This window comes from Alicyclobacillus fodiniaquatilis (assembly GCF_042678105.1).
Classification (GTDB): Bacteria; Bacillota; Bacilli; order Alicyclobacillales; family Alicyclobacillaceae; genus Alicyclobacillus; species Alicyclobacillus fodiniaquatilis.
In genome coordinates this window covers 66,787-87,465 of sequence record NZ_JBHUCX010000024.1, presented here as the reverse complement: position 1 = coordinate 87,465, position 20,679 = coordinate 66,787, and the positions used below count along the sequence as shown (strand labels likewise).

Here is a 20,679-nt window from a genome sequence, read left to right as displayed (position 1 = left end):
GAAATTATACCACTTGTCATTGCGTCAGACAGGCTGTAATTGTGACACCTCTATGGCAAAATCCTCTTTATACCACTTAAGGTTCTTCAATTGGTACTACATTGTCGAGATCCGCCTCTAGTATTGCCCAAATTTCTTCCAATCCTGTGCGTTTTTCAGCCGATACCGGCAAAATGCGCACATCTGTTTGCAACCCCTTGCGAATCTGGCGAACATGCGCGTCAATCTGCGACTTGCCAATCTTGTCCGCCTTTGTGGCGATGACAATCAAAGGCACATCCAGTGTACGCAACCCTGCATGTACTTCCACGTCATCCTTGGAAGGTGCGTGACGGATGTCGACGAGTTGCGCGATGCGCAACAGCGGTTCGCGATCGATGAGATAGCGGTCGATCATCGCCGCAAACTGCGCCCGCTCTTTTTTACTGACCGCAGCGTAACCGTAGCCAGGCAAATCAACAAAGCGAAATTGTTCATTGATTTGATAGAAATTGATCTGACGCGTCTTCCCAGGCTGGGCGGAGACGCGCGCGAGCGATTTACGGTTGAGCAGGCGATTGAGCAATGTCGATTTGCCGACATTGCTCCGCCCTAAAAACGCAAATTCAGGCAGTCCACCCGTAGGCCATTGGCTCGGGCGCACTGCGCTGATTTCAAATGTCGAACTGTGAATGATCACTGATGGGCTTCCTCCCCACCGAATTTTTCAGCAGAGAACATGCCTGTAAACCAGTCCTCATTGTGTAGTGGATGATTTTCATCCAAGGTGCCCTCCGGCCCCAAGGCCACTGCCAAAACGTCGTCCATGTGCGCGACAGGGATGAATTTGACATGTTCCTGCACGATTTCGGGAATATCCACGAGGTCTTTTTCGTTGCCCTTGGGCATGATGATGGTCGATATCCCCGCCCTGTGCGCGGCCAAGCTCTTTTCTTTCAACCCGCCAATTGGCAACACGCGCCCACGCAAGGTGACCTCACCAGTCATTGCCACATCCCGGTAGACAGGCCGATTTGTCAACGCTGAGGCAATCGCGGTGGCCATGGTGATGCCCGCCGATGGCCCATCCTTCGGAATGGCCCCTTCCGGAACATGGACATGAATGTCCACCTTCTCGTGAAAGTCAGCTGGAATCTGCAACTGCCGAGCGCGCGATCGCACATACGACAGCGCCGTCTGGGCGCTCTCCTTCATCACGTCGCCAAGTTGCCCTGTCAAGACCACCTTGCCTTTGCCAGGCACAATGGAAACCTCGATGGTCAACATGTCGCCGCCCATTTCCGTCCAAGCCAAGCCAGCAACCACACCAACCTGGTCTTCGACTTCCATCTGGCCAAACTCAAACTTGTGCGGCCCCAAAAACGTCTGCAGCATGTTTGATGTCACTGTAATTCGCTTCTGTTCGCCTGAAGCAATCATGCGCGCCGTCTTGCGGCAAACGGTCGCAATCACGCGCTCCAGTTGGCGAACGCCAGCTTCACGCGTATAGTGGCGGATGGCCTCTTGCAGCACCTCGTCGCTGATGCGCAGCCGATCCCCCTTCAAAGCATGCTTTTCCCGTTGGCGCGGCAACAAGTGCGCACGTGCAATATGCAACTTTTCGATCTCGGTGTAACCCGAAAGCGAAATCACTTCCATGCGATCCCGCAACGGCGCCGGAATTTGGTATAAGTTGTTCGCCGTCGTAATGAACATCACGTTTGAGAGATCAAACGGGATTTCAATATAGTGATCGGAAAATGTGTTGTTTTGCTCTGGATCTAGCACTTCCAACATGGCGGATGCAGGATCCCCACGAAAATCGCTGGCCATTTTATCGATCTCATCGAGCAAAAAGACCGGATTGCTCACATCAGCCTGCTTCATCCCCTGAATGATTCTGCCAGGCATCGCGCCGATATAAGTCCGTCTGTGCCCGCGAATTTCCGCCTCATCGCGCACACCGCCAAGCGATGCCCGGACGAAAGGCCGTTTCAGTGATTTGGCGATGGAGCGCGCCAGCGATGTCTTCCCGACACCAGGCGGGCCAGTCAAGCAAATCACAGGGCCAGCTTGTTTATCCACCAATTTTTGCACCGCGATAAATTCGAGGATACGCTCTTTGATCTTTTCAAGCCCATAGTGTTCCTCGTTCAATATCCGCTCTGCACGGGCTAAATCAACGACCGCTTTGCCCTCTTGCACCCATGGCAGACAAAGCAGCCAGTCGATGTAAGTGCGTGCCACTGTGCCCTCTGCTGAAGAGGCAGGGATGCGCTCAAGTCGATTGATTTCCTTTTCGATCTTTTCGTACACATTCGTCGGGAACTGCTTCTCGGCGAGTTTCGCTCGCAGTTCTTCAATTTCCGCCGTGCGCCCTTCACGGTCACCCAACTCGCGTTGAATGGCCTTCATCTGTTCACGCAAATAGTATTCCTTTTGCGTTTTCTCCATCTGCTTACGCACACGCTGATGAATTTTGCGTTCAAGCTCCAGCACTTCGCGCTCATCCGAAAGAATCTGGAGCAACCGCTCCAAACGCAGTTCAATGTCAAACGCCTCGAGAATGTCTTGCTTTTCTTTCACTTTTAACGGTAACTGCGACGCGACCAGATCTGCAAATCGCCCAGGATGGTCGATATCCACCACCGCCGCATATGCTTCTTGATCCAACTTGCGAGAGAGTTTGACATACTGCTCAAACTGCTGTGCGACAGAGCGAATCATCGCCTGCATCTCGGCAGTTGTTCGCACTGAGTCAGGTTCGTTGTGCAACTCCACATTTACTTTAAAATAATCATCCGTCTCGACAAACGAGTCGATTTGCGCACGCGACAAACCTTCGACGACTACGCGGATGGTCCCATTTGGCAACTTCGACATCTGCTTCACGCGAGCCAATGTTCCTACACGAAATAGATCTTCAGCTTTCGGTTCGTCAATTTGCCCATCCTCTTGTGAAGCCAGCACGATGAAATTATCATCCACCATCGCCTGCTCCAATGCGTTGACAGACTTCGGACGACCAACATCAAAGTGTAGCACCATTGAGGGATAGACGAGCAAACCGCGCAGGGGCAACAGTGGATAAGTGCCACGGCGCGACAATGTTTCGCTTTGTTCGATTGCCATCTTCCCACCTCCGATTTCACACGCTCCTTGCGGATTGGCCTTTATTGTACAAAATGAAGAAACCGAAGTCTAATTTTCACACACATCAACTTCGATTTTGCCAAAATAGACGTCCGAATTCAGCAACTTGTTTACTGGGCAGATGTCAGACCGCCATCTACCGCCGGTGCCGATACATCAGGACGATATGCAAGGCGACCATCGTCAAGACCACCGACAATGGCCAGACGTAGCGCATCTTCCAAGCGTTCGACAGGCACAACCTTCACCCCGTCGAGGTGGTGAAACGTCTCTTGCCAGTTGTCTTTCGGAATGAGCACCACAGTCGCTCCCGCTTCGTGCGCTGCATCCACCTTAGCCGGCACACCACCGACTGGACGAATCAAGCCACGGATTGAGAGTTCCCCCGTCATGGCAATCGTATTCAAAACGGGGCGGCCTGTAACGGCTGAGTAGATGGCAACTGCCATCGAAATGCCAGCGCTCGGGCCATCCACAGGCATCCCGCCTGGAAAGTTGATATGCAAGTCGTAATTGGCACAGTCAACGTGCAGCACACGCTTTAACGTGGTCAATACGTTGTCCAGCGACCCCTTGGCCATGCTCTTGCGCCGCGTACTCCGCTCACGGCTGCCAATCGTCTCCTCTTCTACAAGGCCAGTGACCATGATTTTACCCTTGCCAGGAGCGACCGCTTCAGCCGTCACTTCAATTTCCAACAAGATGCCCTGTTGTGGACCGAACACAGCCAAACCATTGACAACGCCAACCTGAGATTGTTCGGATATTTTTCGATCCGGTCGTGGACTGATATGACTGAATTGAATGACCCACTGGACATCCTCTAGCGAAATTTCGTTGCGCCCATCGGACAACGCCACACTGCCGGCCATTTGCACAATATTGACCGCATCGCGACCGTTGGTGGCATATTGCGTCACTTCTTCAATCACATTTTCCGCCATGGGCATCCCCAATTTATTGCCTGCCCCGATGACCACCTGAGCGATTTCCGCCTGCGACAGAGATTTAAAGTAGATCTCCACGCAGCGGGATCGAAGCGCTGGTGGCAACTCTTCGGGTGAACGGGTAGTTGCCCCGACCAAGCGAAAATCAGCCGGCAAACCGTTTTGGAAAATATCGTGAATATGCACCGGGATATGCGTATCCTCGCTGCTGTAATACGCGCTTTCAAGAAACACTTTGCGATCCTCAAGAACCTTCAACAGCTTATTCAGTTGAATTGGATGTAACTCTCCAATTTCGTCGATGAACAACATGCCACCGTGCGATTTTGTCACTGCCCCTGGCTTCGGTTGCGGAATGCCCGCTACACCCATCGCGCCAGCGCCTTGGTAAATCGGGTCATGTACTGCCCCAATCAATGGATCTGCAATGCCCCGTTCATCAAAGCGCGCCGTGGTCGCGTCAAGCTCCACAAATTTCGCATCACTGCGAAATGGCGAAGACGTGTTCTTTTTCGCTTCCTCCATGATGACTCGCGCTGCGGCCGTCTTGCCTACACCAGGTGGTCCATAGACAATCACGTGTTGTGGATTGGAGCCGCACAACGCCGCTCGAAGCGCACGAATCGCGTCCTTCTGCCCGATGATATCCGTGATGACCGCTGGACGCGTCCTTTCGGCCAGCGGGACGGTCAGTGAAATAGACCGCATTCTACGAAGCTTTTCCAACTCTTTTTTAGATTCCCGTTCAATTGCATGTTTGTTGTGATTTTGCGTCCTTAACAAATTCCAAAAATACATCCCGATCACGATGCCAAAGAAGATCTGGATGGCCGCAAGGATCCCAGCAGTCATATATGTCCCTCCCCAATACAATCGACGAAACAATATGACCAGTATTTCCTTGCACACCCCTACATAAACCAAAAACGGCGCCCTTTGGACGCCGCTTTGCCAATCTTTTTTACTTATCCGAGCAACAAGACCTCAAGCTGTTTCTTCCGATTTGCGCGTAAACGGAATGGAACTGCCATCCTTTTTGAGCACGATGGGCGTATCTTCCCGCAGTGCAGCCTCTTTGGTGATGATACACTTTTGAATATCATCCCGTGACGGCAATTCGTACATGACATCCAACATGATGGACTCAATAATCGCGCGCAGTCCACGAGCACCAGTGCCCCTGCGAATGGCTTCTGTCGCAATGCTCGAAAGCGCATCCTCATGGAATTCCAACACGACATTGTCCATATCCAGCAACTTTTGGAATTGCTTGACCAAGGCATTCTTGGGTTCTGTCAGAATCTGTTTCAAAGCCGCTTCATCCAATGCGTCCAATGTCGTCACCACTGGAAGACGTCCAATGAACTCCGGAATCAAGCCGAACTTCAACAGATCTTCAGGGAGCGCTTTGTGCATGATGCCGATGTCTTTCGCATCCTGCCCCGCAATGGCGCTGCCAAAACCGATGACCTTGCTGCCAAGACGACGTTTGATAATCGGTTCAATCCCGTCAAAAGCGCCGCCGCAAATGAACAATACATTTGTGGTGTCAATTTGAATAAATTCTTGATGCGGATGCTTGCGGCCCCCCTGCGGCGGTACACTAGCCACCGTGCCTTCAAGAATTTTGAGCAACGCTTGCTGCACGCCTTCACCAGAAACGTCGCGTGTGATGGACGGATTTTCCGACTTACGCGCAATTTTATCGATTTCATCGATGTAAATAATGCCGCGTTCGGCCTTTTCGATGTCGTAATCCGCTGACTGAATGAGCTTCAGCAAAATGTTTTCGACATCTTCGCCAACATAACCAGCCTCAGTCAAAGACGTCGCATCTGCAATCGCAAAAGGAACGTTCAAAATCTTCGCCAGTGTTTGCGCAAGCAACGTCTTACCGCTACCCGTCGGCCCAATCAGCAGAATGTTACTTTTTGCAAGTTCAATATCTTCACTTTTTTGCGTTCCAGCATTAATTCGCTTGTAGTGATTGTACACCGCAACAGACAACGACCGTTTCGCCTGTTCCTGCCCAATCACATATTGATCTAAAATGGATTTGATTTCTGTTGGTTTAGGTACATCCTTGAGTTCGAAATCCTCTTCCTCACCCAACTGTTCCTCAACAATTTCGTTACACAATTCAATACATTCATCACAGATGTATACGCCGGGACCGGCAACCAACTTGCGCACTTGCTCCTGTGTCTTACCACAGAAGGAGCACTTCAGTTGACCCTTTTCCTCGTTAAACTTGAACATGAAATGTTCCCTCCCCAAGAATGAGGTTACCACGACTTTGAGTTCTAGACAAAACGACCGTCCAAAGCGACTCCTCGTATTCCTTGAACCATCACACTTGCAGGGACCCTTTTGCCAATACCTCGTCAATCAGTCCATACTCTGCTGCCGCAGCGGCTGATAAAAAGTTATCGCGATCCGTATCACGTTCAATACGCTCTAGGGGTTGCCCTGTCCTCTCAGCTAAAATCTGGTTCAATTTAAACTTGGTCTTCAGCATCCAGTCGGCATGAATCTGAATATCAGATGCTTGCCCCTCGACACCACCAAGCGGTTGATGAATCATAATCTCAGCGTTCGGCAGTGCATACCGTTTTCCCTTCTCACCAGCAGCCAACAAAAATGCGCCCATGCTCGCAGCCATCCCCACGCACATCGTGGATACGGCTGGACGAATATGTTGCATGGTATCATATATGGCTAGTCCTGCGGTTACAGAACCTCCAGGACTGTTGATGTACAACTGGACATCTTTGTCTGGATCATCCGCGGCAAGAAAAAGCAGTTGCGCAATAATCGCATTTGCAACATTGTCGTCAATTGCGGTTCCAAGCAAAACAATTCGGTCCTTGAGCAGACGCGAATAAATGTCATAAGAACGCTCACCGCGACTGGTTTGTTCAATCACATATGGCACAAGACTCACACTGCCGCCCCCCATCAACCATCAAGGTATACCTCTGTGTGTGACAAGACAAGGTGACATGTCACCTTGTCTTGTCACACACATCATTCGGTTTTTACAGTGTACCGCTTTTTAAGCCAGTTTGCTATTTTGTACGAGCAATTCAATCGTTTTACGCGTTGCCAAATCATGCTTGAACGACTCTAAATTCGGGTCGCGAACGCCCATCAGCTCACGAACTTTATCCAACTCCAGACCTGTGTTGGCAGCCACTTTTTCAAGTTCTGCATTCAGGTCATCGTCGTTCACAGTCACGCCTTCAGCCTCTGTGATGGCTTCAAGCACCAAACTTGTCCGAACGCTCTTTTCTGCCGCCTCACGGAACTGATTGCGCATTTCCTCCATGCTTGTGCCGGTAAACTCAAGATAAGCGTCAAACGGAATCTGCTGCATCTGTAACTGTTGTGAGAAAGAATTGAGCTGATGATCAATTTCATGCTCCACCATTACGCTCGGCACGTCAATGGTAGCATTTTCCGTGACCTTTGAGACCACTTCGTCTTCAATAAACCGCTTGTGATCCTGCTCGGCACGTTCTTCCAGGCGTTTTTTCAAATCAGCTTTGTATTCATCCACGGTCTCGAAATCGCTAATTTCCTGCACGAACTCATCGTCCAATTCACGGAGCACTTTCCGCTTGATATCGTGCAACACGACATGGAACTTAGCCGCTTTATCTTGCAATGACTTTACGTGGTAATCCTCTGGGAAAGTCACTTCGATATCGCGCGATTCTCCTGTTTTCAGACCAATCAACTGATCTTCGAAGCCGCCGATGAACGTGCCAGATCCGATTTCCAATTGGAAGTTTTCAGCTTCTCCGCCTTCAAACGGTTCATCATCCACAGTTCCGCGGAAATCAATGCTCACTGTGTCCCCGTTTTCAATGGCGCCATCTTCCACAACTTCGATTTCAGCATGGCTTTTGAGCACCTGCTCAATTTCTTGGTCGATGGTCTCATCGGTGACATCGAATGACTTATCTTGAATTTCGATACCCTTGTACTCGCCCAATGTCACTTCCGGTTTCACCGTGACAGTCGCTTTAAAAATGAACGGCTTTCCTTGTTCTAGCTGAACGACATCCACACTTGGACGATCCACCGGTTCAATTCCAGCTTCCTCCACAGCTTCTTGATAAGCTTGTGGCAAAAGCAAATCAACCGCGTCTTGGTACAGTGCTTCCACACCAAACTTCGCTTCAAAAATCCGGCGCGGTACTTTGCCTTTGCGGAACCCTGGAATATTTACATTTTTACTCACCTTTTTGAAAGCATCGTTCAATGCGTTGGCAAATCGGTCACTTGCGACCTCTACTTCCAATACGCCAACGTTGACCTCTGTCTTCTCCCACTTTGCTGTCATGAAAAAACGTCCTCCTAACAGTCAATGATCTGCGCATAAGCAAACCACAATCTTCAAATCGCCAACAATATCCTTATATAGCCCGGCTCATGAGGACTGATATAAAGCAGACCCCGCCCCACAGCGCGAGCCTATGTATCGCAAGCTGATGCCCAATCTGCGAAGTGAGCATCCCAGCGTGGGATGCTCACGAAATTGCCAGCGTGGCGTCCCAGAAGGGGCTCAAACCCCTGACCCACAGCTCACTTTAGAAGGCCGATAAAGCCACGTGGCAAGAGTAACCCAATTGGCGTAAATCCCCCGGTTTTATAGGGGTTTGCGATTTTTGATTATCCATTACTTATCATCTTTTGTCAACCGTATTCAGTCTTTGTGCCCGTATCGTTCCCAAGCGATAAGATGCAGATGCATGTCTATACTGATATCTCCAAAGCCGAGTTTCCTGGCGTCGCGCCATCTGCAATACAGGCAATTGATTACTTGGGCAATTGAAAAGGCAATGTGCTTACAACGACTTCACGGTGTCTCAACATCCACGCCCGTATCAGTAACGACGACTGATTATGCAGAATTTGGTGCCACCATTTTTTAGGGATGAATTGACCGATCAACAGTTGGATATGATCAGGTTTCCCGTTTTCATAATTCTCCAGTCTCTTGATAAAGCGAGACAGCGGGATAAGCAGCGAGCGATACTCGCTCTTCACAGTGACTAGGCGACATGGCGCTCCCCACTCCGCCCACTTCTTTTCCATCAGTTCAATAGACTCATCATCAAATCCGATATATAGCGCTACCACATCGGTTGTCGTACTCAAGGCAAAAGATACCGTTTGTCGAACAATCTGGTGGACACTTGACACAAGTACAATCGAAATGACGCGATGCTTCAACGGCGGTGAATGTTCGATATCAATTCGAAGGGCATCTGCCACGTCGTTGTAGTGCTTGCGAATTCGCATCGCCAGAAAGACCAAAATCGGCAGAATGACAAGAACGATCCACGCTCCGCTTGTAAACTTTGTCACAGCAACCACGACGGATACCACCGCGGTTACGATCGCGCCGATCAGATTGATAACCGCCTTCACTTTCCAACCGCGCCCCTTGACCTTCGTCCAACGCCGTGTAAGGCCGAGTTGAGCAATCGTAAATGCAAGAAATACGCCAATAGAGTACAAGGGAATCAGGGCGTTTGTCTGAGCGCTAAAAACCTCTACTAAAAGGATGGACAATGCAGCCAGCACAATCATGCCATTCGAGTAGCCTAGTCTGTCTCCTCGTATGACCAATGCCCGTGGCAGAAAACCGTCGGCCGCAACGAGCGCTGAAAGCTGTGGAAAACCTGTAAATGTGGAGTTTGCGGCCAAGATTAAAACAAGGAACGTGGCCCATATGATGACTTGATAGATAATGCCGTGTCCGAAGTATATCAAAAGCAGTTGCGAAAGCATGGTGTTATTCTGACTGACAGAGACACCCTGTACGTATAAACTGTATGAATAACCAAGCAGTGTGACTGACGTCACAATCCCTAAAGACACGTAGGCTTTTATGGCGCCTGATTTTGATTCGCGGAAAATGGGAACAGCATTCGAAATCGTTTCTATACCTGTCAACGACGAACAGGCCGAACTGAATGCCTTTAGGAGAAGCAACAGCGTCAGCCCTTGAGGGATCGTTCCCCACGTGGGCGTGTGTGTTTGTACAAACCCATGCTTCAATTCATTCGCAAAACCCGTTCCGACCAAAAACAACATGCATACCATAAAGAAGATGGTTGGCGCGGAAAAGATTTTTGCAGATTCGCTCACGCCACGCAGATTGACAAAAAGTATAATCAGTACACAGAGCACCGAAAGAGATGTTTCATGCGGAGCTAAAGCTGGGTACGACGATGCCATCGTCTGAATGCCAGATGAAACCGACACTGCTACGGTTAAAACATAGTCGATGAGCAGCGCGCTTGCAGCAATCAAGCCAACCCATTTGCCCTTAAAGTTATCCTTTGCGATAGCATAGGCGCCACCGCCACTCGGATAGGCAATGACACCCATGATATAAGACGTGATGAGAATGACCAACAACAGAACGGTCGAAGCCGTGATGGGCACAATCATCCATTTCACACCAGGCCCAAGCTTGCTTAATTCCGTAATGCCAGCCTCAGGACCGTACGCGACGGACGAGTACAAATCGGCGGCAAGAATGGGCAACGCAATTCCCCAAAACAACTTCATATGCGATTGGTTCAATTCTCTGGTTCGCAATGGTCTGCCAATCAAGAGTCGCTTTACGTTTCCAAAATTGAATAATGCAAACATCACGGCGACAACAGCCAAACTAATGAGCACGGGGTGCACCCAGGGGATGTCTTTTGTCATTTTTATCTATAACCTCCATTAACTCCTTCTTGATTATTCGTCTCTAGGTTTTTGTTATACATAAAAATGCATAGGAAGCACCCCTCCTGCAACGCCGACGAAGTTAGCTGACGGGTTCGGGTGGCAGTATCACCCGTCCATTTGGATTCACCCCATAATACGTGGTTCCTCCGCTCCCATAGCGGGATTAGGCGTATATCAAATCAACATAGATATTTTACTCCCGTTGTAGAGGATATCAACATGGACGGTTTTTGCGACCTTCATTTACTTAGCGCATTTGGAGCGTGATCGAACCTAGCGTCGTGTGGGAATGAATTTAAGATAGGTGGTTGAGGGTGTTTCGCAAAAAACGACTACAAGATACTCGTTTTTGGTAACGGTTACAAAATTGATGTTCACAATGCAAGCGATTTACACGGAGAAAAGTTCACATTGCAAGCGTTTCACTCCCAACCGCTGTTGGTTGCACAGCCATATACTGTAGTCAACAAGAAGAAAGAGGTGCTGTACCATGCAACCATTCGATACGAAAGCAATGCAATTCGTATACCAAGCTCGGCTAGAATTGGCCGCAAACAATCGCCGTGGTTTTGGGATTGTGAAACCGGCAAACACAAACAACTTTTTCCGCAAGCTGTGGAAGACAATCACTGAACCAAACTCACGAGTCGAAACCAACCGCAAGTTCGGAAAGAAGTCAATTTCCTGATGTAGGGAATTGGCTTCTTTCTTTTTTACGCTTGCACATTTACCTCTACCCTGCTTCACCTCCTATATACGTCACTCCAATCGTGAGAATAAGATCGGCACTTTGGTGCCGTGCCATCCGCAATGCCTTGATTGACTGGCATTTTCATGATTCTGCTTGTGCAGGACGCATCACGCATGGCGGTCTGCAAAAAGCATGCCGCTTTTATTCTGCTTGCACTTATCCATTCAGTTCATTTTTCCGAATCACTACTGAGCGGTCGCTGTTTAAATTCCACCTTTGCACTGGTGTACATGCCCGTACAAGCCTTTTGAAATCCACATAAGATGTGGCATCAAATAAAAAGAGGTGAAAACAGATGACCGCTTTACTTGATGCTCGTACCTCCCAAAACGCCAGCACTGCGGGTTCTATCGCCGTCCCTATCCTTGTAATTGATACACCACAACTATTCGGTCAAGTCGGGTTGAATCTGTACAATGCGCCAACAGACAGCACAATTGACGTACAATTTTCAGGAGTCATTGCGGTACAACTCCCTCTTGCGCTCGTCGCCATCACCATCACAGTTGTCCGTGGAACATTGTCAACTGATCCAGTCGTATTCTCGCAGAGTTCCACATTTGATCTATCCGTCTTGGCGCCGCAAGATATTGCTTTCAGCGGTTCGGATTTCAATGTACCTCACGTTGCCAACCAGCCGTATACCGCATTTATATCCTCAAACCTGCTGGGTACCATTCGTGTAGGTCCTGAAAGTTTCAATGCATCAGCTTACACGTCGTAAATCGTTAGATGAGGTATGGAGCAATTCCATACCTCATCTAAACAGTCCAGGACAAAACCCATCGATTCTGAAGTGGATGATTCGACGTGCTGACACCTCCGCAAATTCCTTGATATTTCACCACTGCAAAAAACGGATCCAACATTGCCGCTCCAGCGACCAAACGCTGATATAGCGATACCACTGACGACATCCCCCATCACAGTCATTGGGCATACAATACTGGCCACACGCCCTAAAATTTCGATCCCGCCCCTCTCTTTCAGCATGAGTACCCAAGGATGTCATCATCAGGGCATTAGCCGTCTCAGGATTGATCGCGCCTTCATATCTTACGTTGAGGATATACGAGGGGAGGGCGTTTTCATGGATGGACTACTTGGTGGATACACACGCTGGGCAATCGTGTTCTTGATCATTTTCGTGCTGTTCTTCTTGCTTGTGCCAGCTGTTGGTTATGGTGCAGCTACCAGCTGTAGCTGTGCAGGTGGAGTCGGATACTAATTAAAATAGGCCCTCACTACCCAGGTGAGGGCTGAGTTTTTTTGACGTGTAAAGGATGTAAACAAGTCTGGATGCCAGAGGAATGCGCCCGGGAATACCAATCTGCGCAGTAAGTTTGGTAACCAGGTGCATCACTTTTCGCATTGGAATCGATTATCCCCACGCGTCAACTCGATCAATTGCAAGTCCTAAAATGTGGCGCGATCCTCAATCCAATTCGAATCAATAAATGGAATAAATATAAAAATTATATATCAAGATAACATATTGGAACTTAGAGACAATAGCCGTCTCAGGATTGATCGGGTCTCCATATGTTACATCCATGACATATCGAGAGGAGGGCATTTTCATGGGAGCGTTTGGAGGATATACGCAATGGGCAGTTGTGTTCTTGATCATCTTCGTGCTCTTCATTTTGCTCGTGCCTTATGCAGGCGGTTATGGTGCAGCTACCAGCTGTGCGTGAGCAGGCGGCGGATACTAAATAAAAATGCGCCCTCACCTTCATGGTGAGGGTATTGAGTTGGATTTAGCGCCGTCATTACTGTACAGATACCATCTCCAAGTAATCATTGCCAAGCAGTGATGGCACTTCTTCAAATAAACAAAGAAAAGAGCTCCTCGAAAAGTACCGAGAAGCTTGATACGATGGGTATCTCTCTTGGCGTCCCAGGAGGGGCTCGAACCCCCGACCCACAGCTTAGAAGGCTGTTGCTCTATCCAACTGAGCTACTGAGACAAATGGAGCGGGTGATGGGAATCGAACCCACGCTATCAGCTTGGAAGGCTGAAGTTCTACCATTGAACTACACCCGCATTCAACCACATTTGACAGTGTAGACGAAAGTTCGCCGAATATCAAGACTGTATATATCGTTCATTTTGTAATGGAAGTAACGAAGCTAGAGAGCGTTCTTCCATCGGTGGTCTGATGATCGACCTTACAGACAACTTTTCCTGCTTGCACATCCACGGTTAACACTGCATAAGTACACACTTTAAACCCGCCTCGTGATGCGGACAAACTCCCAGGATTGATGAGCAGCACACCGTCTACTTCCTTCACCATTGCAATATGTGTATGACCATATACCGCAATCGTTGCGCCTATTTCCCGAGCGCGGGCGGCAAGCGCATCCAACGAAGAATTGACGCCTAGACGATGGCCATGCGTGAGATAGATCCGTACCCCAGCATCAACCACCCGTTCTATTGGGTAGGTTGATGTAGGGACATCACAGTTGCCTGCCACACCCTGAACAGGCACATCCACCTGCTTCGCCAACCAAATCGCATCAACAGTCTCATCACCAGCATGCAAAAACAAATCCACATCAGGGGACAAAAGCGCCGCAGCATGAAGTTCATGCTGCAACAGGTGCGTATCACTGACAATACACAGTTTCAAAGCGAAACAATTCCTTTCCAGCCCTCAACGAGACGATGGACTGCCCTTGCACGATGTGAATATGCTGCTTTTTCCGCAGGCGTCATTTCACCAAATGTCAAAGTGCTGCCTTCTGGGACAAACAGTGGATCATAACCAAAGCCAGCTTGTCCATGCACAGTGTCTTTTATGGTTCCTTGGACGACCCCTTCGACAGTGAGGAGCACTTCTCCGCGACAGCACAGAGACAACGCGCAGACAAACTCTGCCACTGCGCTTTTTACACCACATTCGTGCAACCGCGCAATTAACTTGTCATTGTTTGCTTTATCATCCCCATGCCGCCCAGCATAGCGGGCCGAATATACACCAGGCTCGCCGTTCAACAAAGGGACGCGCACTCCCGAGTCATCCGCAAGGACGAGATCCGGCAGCAGTTTTGAATAAAAAAGCGCCTTTTGCTCAGCATTGGCCACAAACGTGACACCTGTTTCGGGAGATTCGGCAATTTCATCCGGCAAGAAGTCCAAGTCGAGATCTGGAACTTGGAGTAAATGACGAAATTCTTCTGCTTTGTGCCGATTGTGCGTTGCAATCACGACTTTGGGCATATGCAGCACACGCCCCCTTCTCTTTCAGATAGGCTGTTTTCATCAGCCAAATCACGTAAAGCTACTGGTGCAAGAAATTCAAGATGAGCTATTGCACGATGACACGTTGAATCTGCTGGCGGGATGACAGAGGTAATGTGACTTGTGTCACAGCCTCCGCCTTGACAGATGCTGAAAACCAGTTTGCCAAAGCCAACCGCATTTTGCTGCCGTCTCCTGTTGTGAAATACGTATGCGTTGGCATCGCCAAGGAGCGATTTTGCATCTCCCGCGCCGCCAGCATCGACTCCACAGCGGAAGCCGTCGCATCGGCCGAAGAAATCACCGACACCGCAGGTCCCATCGCACGACGAATGACCCCGGCAAGCAAGGGGTAATGTGTGCATCCCAAAACCAGTGTATCAATCTCGGTGCTTTTAAACACTTCCAGCGATGTGCGAACCGTATGCTCCACAACCGCGCCGTCAAAAAGCCCTTGTTCGACCAGCGGCACAAAAGCTGGACAAGCGTGTTCGTAAACCTCAATGTCTGGCGCCAGTTCCCGAATCGCCGTCTGATACGCGTGACTGCCAATGGTCACGCTCGTGCCGATCACGCCGATTTTCCCGGATTGGGACGCCGTAACCGCCGCGTGCGCCCCCGGCTTGATGACGCCGAGAACAGGCACGGAAAACATCCTTTGCAGCGTCGGTAAAGCTGCCGCTGTAGCTGTGTTGCATGCGACGACAATGCATTTAACGCGCTGTTCCAAGAGAAATTGTGCAATTTCAACAGCATAGCGCGTCACATCTTCTGTGGACAGATCCCCATAGGGACATCTTGCCCTGTCGCCAAAATAGACCACAGACTCGTACGGCAACTTTGTCTGAATCGCTCGCGCTACCGTTAGACCGCCTACCCCAGAATCAAATACACCGATAGGTTGTTCCCCATTTTTCACCGGTAACGCTCCTTGCCGCTCTGCCCGTTTTACTGATTAGACATATTCAAATGAAGCAGCTCAAGTGAATCCAAAATGTTTTTTCGCGTAGGTTCGTCCACTGCAGCCAGTACACTGTCCAGATAAGCCCGCCGCGCGCGCAACACCGCTTCAATCAATTCAGCGCCATGCGGTTGCAGCCGAACACGAACCACACGCCTATCCTCTAAACAGCGATGACGGGTGACATACTCGGCCTTTTCCAGTCGATCCACCAAGTCAGTCGTCGTGCTGTATGCCAAATACAGCTTACCACTCAACTCGCCGATGGTCAGTTCCCCATCACGCTCCAAAATCACCAGCGCATCAAACTGTGGCGGCGTAATTCCGTAATCCCCAAGGAGCATCCGCCCCTTGCGGCGGATGACTGTTGCGACAGAACGTAAGTATTGTTCGATCTCCATAACATACTGTGCGTAGCCATGTGACAAATTGCGCACCTCGTTTAGATCCGAATAACATAAATAGTACCATTCGACAAAATGCGAGGTCAATTGACGTCGTTCGCTTTGTCTGAATGTTTAACTGAAACATGCTGTATTATCGAGTAGACATCACCTTTGTCAAAAAAGACTCAAGCGGCTCAACAGCCTTTAACCGTTGGTTGCACGCATTACTGTCTAAGCACATGTAGTTGCCGACGGACTTGTATGCCGCTGATCGCGTGCGCGCCACAAGCAAACCGACTTCGCTGCCTTTGAGCGCCCCATGGCAGAGGCTGCACGTGCCCTGCTTCGTGTCGTCGCATGCCAGATACTTAGATTTGACGCCAACCATTTCGCCAAGATACGGATAGACAAAGTAAATGGAATGCGTCTTGACATCACGCCAGCCGAGGTAGATTAAATGCGTCCACTCGATTTGCCCCAAGTCAGGCGGAGAAAACCGCTTATCTTTTTTAAAAAGTTTCTTCACTTCATCCAACGTCAATCGCGGAAACGGAATCACATACGGTTTGAGATGGTCTAAGCAAGCGTTCAGTTCCTTCTGTCCTTTGATATCTTCTATTCCTTTGAACAAAGACGCCTGATCAGATGAAATATCAGGGAAAAGCGACATAATTTTATCAACAACCATCAGCTTTGTCGTCGCATATACGCGATAGTCCCCGACAAAATATACAACCTGCAGCAATCTAGCAAGTTCATTTTTCACAATATTAAATTGATATGGACGAATAAATTGTTCCATTTGAAGTACCTCCCGGTAGGCGGGCGAGATCGTCACGATCACGCCAATCGTCGTTGGGTACTCCAATGCATGTTCAAGAAGCCAAATTGAAGTATCATTCGAAAAAGATACTACGCATTTAGGAGTGAAGCACATTTGAACAGCTTTGGAGATACCAAAAAGAACGCGTACAATCTGCAAGATCCGCGAAAAGGACATACGATTCCCTTTGTGATGTTGAAGCGGTCATAAGCAGCAGACGATGGACGCCATTCTCAATGGATACCTCCTAAAATGTGCGAGGGTTGATGATAGACCTAGCATTGCATGTTGATGCCCTAAAGTCAATCCCCTACAGGCATGAAAGAGGGGTTCGAGGATCCCGAAAACCCTTGCTATGACTGATATCCCAGGGGGGCTCGAACCCTCGACCCACAGCTTAGAAGGCTGTTGCTCTATCCACACAGACAATCATGCGTACAAAAAACACCCCCTGCACTCACGCTACGAAATCGCCAACGTTCCAACCGAGAAAACGCAAAGTCGGCCGATCACGCTGAATAGCGGATCGGCCGAACTACGGTTGTTGATGTGAACTAAAGCTCAACCATCGCGCAAGACGCTGATTATTTCACGCCTTCCAAAGGCTTTGCGTTGCCATAAACGGGTTTTGGACCATGATTGGGACTTGCCCAGTTGACCGCATTGGCAATGACTTTCTGAATATCCGCCTGATGATATGTCGGGAACGATTCATGACCAGGACGGAAGTAAAAGACGCGACCACGGCCACGATGGTACGTACATCCGCTACGGAACACTTCTCCACCGGTAAACCACGACACGAATACGATTTCATCAGGTGTCGGAATGTCAAAATGCTCGCCGTACATTTCTTCGTTTGCCAACTCGATGTACTCTCCCAGTCCACTGGCAATCGGGTGGCCCGGATCTACTACCCATAACCGTTCGCTATCATTCGCTTCACGCCACTTCAAATCGCAAGAAGTGCCCATCAAGCGCTTAAAGACTTTGGAAAAGTGTCCGGAGTGAAGCACAATCAGCCCCATACCATCCCATACACGTGCGACCACCTTTTCAACAATGGCGTCATCGACTTCATGATGCGCCATATGCCCCCACCAGATCAGTACATCGGTAGATTCGAGAACATCGTCCGTCAACCCGTGGCTTGGCTCGTCCAGCGTCGCCGTGCGAACTGCAAACCCCTTGTCTGCCAGCGGTTTAGCAATCGCCTGATGGATTCCTTCCGGGTACACTTCTTTAATTTCTGCATGCAGTTTCTCGTGTCGATATTCATTCCACACCGTAACACGTGTTGCTGTACTCAATCACGTCATCTCCCCAGCATTTGATCATAACTATGCGCTCATTTACTTATGCAAATCACCATCGCGTGAAACGCCTTACACTATTAGTTATACCACAGCTATGCGCATGCTTTGCTATGAAAACAATGTTTTCACCAAATCAGTTGCATATGTATCCCAACTACTTCATCATGATAGTGTTTGGCACAGAACACAGCACGCATGGTGGTTTAAGTTTAAGTATCCCCCCTTTAGAAAGCGATTTCAAGAGAAATTTTTTGCAAAGACATATGTAAAGAAAATACGTCCCATACACACGCGGAACACCCCTACGGTCGGTAGGGGTGTTCAATTTTAAATCGCTAATTCGCCAAGACGAACCAATTCGACAACCGCTTGCGAGCGACCTTTCACATTCAACTTCTTCATCACGTTAGATAATCGGACACTGGGGTATATGAATCAGGGTTCCACGTATATTCAACCTGCACCCTTCCGTCTGCATAGAACTTGATGCCGCCAATGAGCGTTGAAAGTGCCGTCCTAACCATGATTGGTTCGTATTCATCAAGGTGATCGAAGATGGACACGATTTCAGCGATTTCCTTTGTGCGGTTCACTAGCTCCGCTTGTTGTTCGCGTGCAGCGGCGACTTCACTTAATTGCATTGTCAGACGTTCTTGCTCTGCCCGCAAATCAGCGTAGTGCTGTGCAAGTACCTCCGAGTCTAGGGAGTCGTCATCATCCGTCATCATCTGAACGAGTTTTAGTTGCCGCTTTTTGTTCTTTTCGAGTGCTTTACTGACTTCCTGCTCCCGACTATCCCAGTCCGCACCTTCTACTCTCCCGACAAACCGCTCCGCCATTTCAGCTTGTAGCTCCGGGGACATCGCCATTCTGCGCAACGGGTCAATAACTGCTTGAAGAATCTCATAGTATTTGTGCTTGCGGTGGTTGCAACAAGCGTCTTTTGAAACTCTGCCGACAGCCAAACAAGCGACATATTTGTAAGGCTGACCATTTCGATTCGCTTTGCCGCTCCGAACACACATCGCACCACCACACTCAGCGCATCGCATCAGTCCTGCCAGCATGTTGCCTGTTGTGCGCTTCATCGCCTTGTGTCGCTCTTTGGTGGATAGCATTGCTTGAACAGCTTCCCATCTTTCCTTGTCGATGATCGGCGGGTGCGCATCATCAACCATCACCCAGTCATCCTCATCTCGCGTCTGCCACCGCTTGATTTTGCGATCCATGATTCGACTTAGAGTGATGTCAACATCATTGCGCCATTTTGACGCTACAATGCTTCCTTTATATACGGGGTTTCGGAGAATGGCGTTGATCGTGCTGTTTTGCCACGTCCCGCCCCGCGCCGCAGGGATGCCCCGCTGATTTAATTTCGTTGCAATTGACCGTGAACCCAATCCAGACAGGTACATGTCGTAGATGTCACTAACGATGCCTTGTGTCTCTGGGTTAGGTATCAGGTGCTTGTCTGGCCCTTTTAGATAGCCATACGGAGTCACATTGCCAATGTGACGGCCTTTCTTGGCACTTTGGCGCAAACCGCGCCGGATCGCCTTAGACATTTCTTCCGACTTGTGTGCAGCCAGCATCGCATGAACGGTGAAAACCATTTCGGAGTTCCGTCCCTCAATTGCCGTGTCGTAGCCTTCTTCGACCGAAATGATGCGAATGCCATACACCGTTTCCAAGCGTTTTTTCAACGCAAGTGCATCGGACAAATCACGTGCAAAACGACTAATTGCCGTAAACAACACAGCGTCAAATCGGCCCAGTCGCGCATCTGCGACAAGTCGTTGCACTTCGGGGCGATTCAGCATTTCAGTGCCGCTGATGCCCGCATCGTTGTAAATTAACGTGGGGTCAATTACTTCTAGGCCAAGGTCTGCCGCATATTCTTGGCAGGTTGCGATTTGGTTTTCGGGACTGAGTTTCTGTTCGGCATGATCGGTACTCACACGAACATAGATAGCGGCTCTCATTTACTATCACCATCCTTTGATAGAGATGATAGCATGTTTGTGTCGCCAGAAGACGTTGGTGCAGTAGGGTTCTGAGAGAATTTTGCAAGCATAGAATCAGTAGCGAGACGATAAATAGGCTCCATCAGTTCCTTCAGTGACGGGCCACCCGCTGTGCAAAAGTATTCGATGCGACTGCCACTGGGTGTCAGCCTCTCTTCCATCTTTACTTTTTCGCCTGATGCCATCCCCATCACTCCCTTCAAGGGAGCGTATGCGGTACTGCTTTTCCGCCTTTCATGACGAGCCTTCTGAGGATATATTACCGTTTCCACCTTTTAACACTTCCCTTTGAGCAAAGTGTCAAAGTGTAGACGTGAGCCTCTTTGGAACGTC

Annotated in this window: 18 protein-coding genes, 2 tRNA genes, 1 pseudogene and 1 riboswitch; of the genes and pseudogenes, 3 read left to right on the top strand and 18 right to left on the bottom strand. The window is 49.3% G+C overall.

Translation table 11 applies throughout. The annotated features are described in order from the left end of the window. Window positions 1–76: 76 nt before the first annotated feature. The 7 genes from yihA to ACFSB2_RS09700 form a co-directional block, all read right to left on the bottom strand. Entirely contained in the window at window positions 77–679 is a 603-nt protein-coding gene (yihA, locus tag ACFSB2_RS09730; RefSeq protein WP_377942841.1) for a ribosome biogenesis GTP-binding protein YihA/YsxC, read from the bottom strand. Continuing rightward, window positions 676–3,111, bottom strand: a complete 2,436-nt coding sequence (lon, locus tag ACFSB2_RS09725; protein WP_377942840.1) for an endopeptidase La — start codon at window positions 3,109–3,111, stop codon at window positions 676–678. Before lon ends, yihA begins: the two co-directional genes overlap by 4 nt. Window positions 3,112–3,242: 131 nt before the next feature. After that, window positions 3,243–4,931: an ATP-dependent protease LonB gene (lonB, locus tag ACFSB2_RS09720; protein WP_377942839.1), complete on the bottom strand. Its 1,689-nt coding sequence runs from the start codon at window positions 4,929–4,931 to the stop codon at window positions 3,243–3,245. A gap of 132 nt (window positions 4,932–5,063) precedes the next feature. Then, complete coding sequence (gene clpX, locus ACFSB2_RS09715) at window positions 5,064–6,338, bottom strand: ATP-dependent protease ATP-binding subunit ClpX (RefSeq protein WP_377942838.1); 1,275 nt, start codon at window positions 6,336–6,338, stop codon at window positions 5,064–5,066. Between the two features lie 91 nt (window positions 6,339–6,429). After that, on the bottom strand, window positions 6,430–7,023 hold the full coding sequence (gene clpP, locus ACFSB2_RS09710) for an ATP-dependent Clp endopeptidase proteolytic subunit ClpP (protein WP_377942837.1): 594 nt from the start codon (window positions 7,021–7,023) through the stop codon (window positions 6,430–6,432). A 111-nt stretch (window positions 7,024–7,134) separates the two neighbouring features. Beyond that, a complete protein-coding gene (gene tig / locus ACFSB2_RS09705; protein ID WP_377942836.1) occupies window positions 7,135–8,427 on the bottom strand; it encodes a trigger factor in 1,293 nt (430 codons plus the stop codon). A 476-nt stretch (window positions 8,428–8,903) separates the two neighbouring features. Further along, the gene (locus ACFSB2_RS09700) at window positions 8,904–10,811 is read right to left on the bottom strand and encodes an APC family permease (protein ID WP_377942835.1); all 1,908 of its coding nucleotides are present in this window, start codon (window positions 10,809–10,811) and stop codon (window positions 8,904–8,906) included. Between the two features lie 77 nt (window positions 10,812–10,888). Continuing rightward, window positions 10,889–11,015: riboswitch (cyclic di-AMP (ydaO/yuaA leader) on the bottom strand. Window positions 11,016–11,325: 310 nt separating this feature from the next. Here ACFSB2_RS09700 and ACFSB2_RS09695 point away from each other — a divergent pair. From ACFSB2_RS09695 to ACFSB2_RS09685, 3 genes are all read left to right on the top strand, one after another. Further along, window positions 11,326–11,523 carry a hypothetical protein gene (locus ACFSB2_RS09695; protein ID WP_377942834.1) on the top strand — a complete coding sequence of 66 codons (198 nt, stop codon included), beginning with the start codon at window positions 11,326–11,328 and terminating at the stop codon, window positions 11,521–11,523. A gap of 358 nt (window positions 11,524–11,881) precedes the next feature. Further along, window positions 11,882–12,310, top strand: coding sequence for a hypothetical protein (locus ACFSB2_RS09690; protein WP_377942833.1), 429 nt, complete (start codon window positions 11,882–11,884; stop codon window positions 12,308–12,310). Window positions 12,311–12,676: 366 nt separating this feature from the next. Next, entirely contained in the window at window positions 12,677–12,814 is a 138-nt protein-coding gene (locus ACFSB2_RS09685; RefSeq protein ID WP_377942832.1) for a hypothetical protein, read from the top strand. 665 nt (window positions 12,815–13,479) lie between these two features. Here ACFSB2_RS09685 and ACFSB2_RS09680 read toward each other — a convergent pair. The 11 genes and pseudogenes from ACFSB2_RS09680 to ACFSB2_RS09630 form a co-directional block, all read right to left on the bottom strand. Further along, a tRNA-Arg gene (locus ACFSB2_RS09680) sits at window positions 13,480–13,556 on the bottom strand. Window positions 13,557–13,559: 3 nt separating this feature from the next. Then, window positions 13,560–13,633 (bottom strand) — tRNA-Gly (locus ACFSB2_RS09675). A 61-nt stretch (window positions 13,634–13,694) separates the two neighbouring features. Then, entirely contained in the window at window positions 13,695–14,225 is a 531-nt protein-coding gene (locus tag ACFSB2_RS09670; RefSeq protein WP_377942831.1) for a YfcE family phosphodiesterase, read from the bottom strand. Next, window positions 14,222–14,815 (bottom strand): RdgB/HAM1 family non-canonical purine NTP pyrophosphatase, encoded by a 594-nt coding sequence (gene rdgB, locus ACFSB2_RS09665; protein WP_377942830.1) that lies wholly within the window; start codon window positions 14,813–14,815, stop codon window positions 14,222–14,224. The genes ACFSB2_RS09670 and rdgB overlap by 4 nt, the downstream gene beginning before the upstream one ends. Before the next feature lie 88 nt (window positions 14,816–14,903). After that, on the bottom strand, window positions 14,904–15,755 hold the full coding sequence (murI, locus tag ACFSB2_RS09660; RefSeq protein ID WP_377942829.1) for a glutamate racemase: 852 nt from the start codon (window positions 15,753–15,755) through the stop codon (window positions 14,904–14,906). Window positions 15,756–15,784: 29 nt separating this feature from the next. Further along, window positions 15,785–16,225, bottom strand: a complete 441-nt coding sequence (locus ACFSB2_RS09655; RefSeq protein ID WP_377942828.1) for a MarR family winged helix-turn-helix transcriptional regulator — start codon at window positions 16,223–16,225, stop codon at window positions 15,785–15,787. 109 nt (window positions 16,226–16,334) lie between these two features. Continuing rightward, complete coding sequence (locus ACFSB2_RS09650; RefSeq protein ID WP_377942827.1) at window positions 16,335–16,985, bottom strand: FusB/FusC family EF-G-binding protein; 651 nt, start codon at window positions 16,983–16,985, stop codon at window positions 16,335–16,337. 605 nt (window positions 16,986–17,590) lie between these two features. Further along, the gene (locus ACFSB2_RS09645) at window positions 17,591–18,316 is read right to left on the bottom strand and encodes a ThuA domain-containing protein (protein WP_377942826.1); all 726 of its coding nucleotides are present in this window, start codon (window positions 18,314–18,316) and stop codon (window positions 17,591–17,593) included. Between the two features lie 333 nt (window positions 18,317–18,649). Further along, window positions 18,650–18,736: pseudogene (locus ACFSB2_RS09640) on the bottom strand (helix-turn-helix domain-containing protein); the annotation flags it as partial. Further along, window positions 18,724–20,304: a recombinase family protein gene (locus ACFSB2_RS09635; protein ID WP_377942825.1), complete on the bottom strand. Its 1,581-nt coding sequence runs from the start codon at window positions 20,302–20,304 to the stop codon at window positions 18,724–18,726. The gene ACFSB2_RS09635 and the pseudogene ACFSB2_RS09640, both read right to left, overlap by 13 nt. Beyond that, window positions 20,301–20,531 (bottom strand): hypothetical protein, encoded by a 231-nt coding sequence (locus ACFSB2_RS09630; RefSeq protein WP_377942824.1) that lies wholly within the window; start codon window positions 20,529–20,531, stop codon window positions 20,301–20,303. Before ACFSB2_RS09630 ends, ACFSB2_RS09635 begins: the two co-directional genes overlap by 4 nt. Window positions 20,532–20,679 lie beyond the last annotated feature (148 nt).

Coding starts and splice junctions, on each gene's coding strand:
- lon (WP_377942840.1), bottom strand. CDS start 3,111: ATGGCAATCGAACAAAGCGAAACATTGTCGCGCCGTGGCACTTATCCA.
- lonB (WP_377942839.1), bottom strand. CDS start 4,931: ATGACTGCTGGGATCCTTGCGGCCATCCAGATCTTCTTTGGCATCGTG.
- clpX (WP_377942838.1), bottom strand. CDS start 6,338: ATGTTCAAGTTTAACGAGGAAAAGGGTCAACTGAAGTGCTCCTTCTGT.
- tig (WP_377942836.1), bottom strand. CDS start 8,427: ATGACAGCAAAGTGGGAGAAGACAGAGGTCAACGTTGGCGTATTGGAA.
- ACFSB2_RS09700 (WP_377942835.1), bottom strand. CDS start 10,811: ATGACAAAAGACATCCCCTGGGTGCACCCCGTGCTCATTAGTTTGGCT.
- ACFSB2_RS09695 (WP_377942834.1), top strand. CDS start 11,326: ATGCAACCATTCGATACGAAAGCAATGCAATTCGTATACCAAGCTCGG.
- ACFSB2_RS09690 (WP_377942833.1), top strand. CDS start 11,882: ATGACCGCTTTACTTGATGCTCGTACCTCCCAAAACGCCAGCACTGCG.
- ACFSB2_RS09685 (WP_377942832.1), top strand. CDS start 12,677: ATGGATGGACTACTTGGTGGATACACACGCTGGGCAATCGTGTTCTTG.
- rdgB (WP_377942830.1), bottom strand. CDS start 14,815: ATGCCCAAAGTCGTGATTGCAACGCACAATCGGCACAAAGCAGAAGAA.
- ACFSB2_RS09650 (WP_377942827.1), bottom strand. CDS start 16,985: ATGGAACAATTTATTCGTCCATATCAATTTAATATTGTGAAAAATGAA.
- ACFSB2_RS09635 (WP_377942825.1), bottom strand. CDS start 20,304: ATGAGAGCCGCTATCTATGTTCGTGTGAGTACCGATCATGCCGAACAG.
- ACFSB2_RS09630 (WP_377942824.1), bottom strand. CDS start 20,531: ATGGCATCAGGCGAAAAAGTAAAGATGGAAGAGAGGCTGACACCCAGT.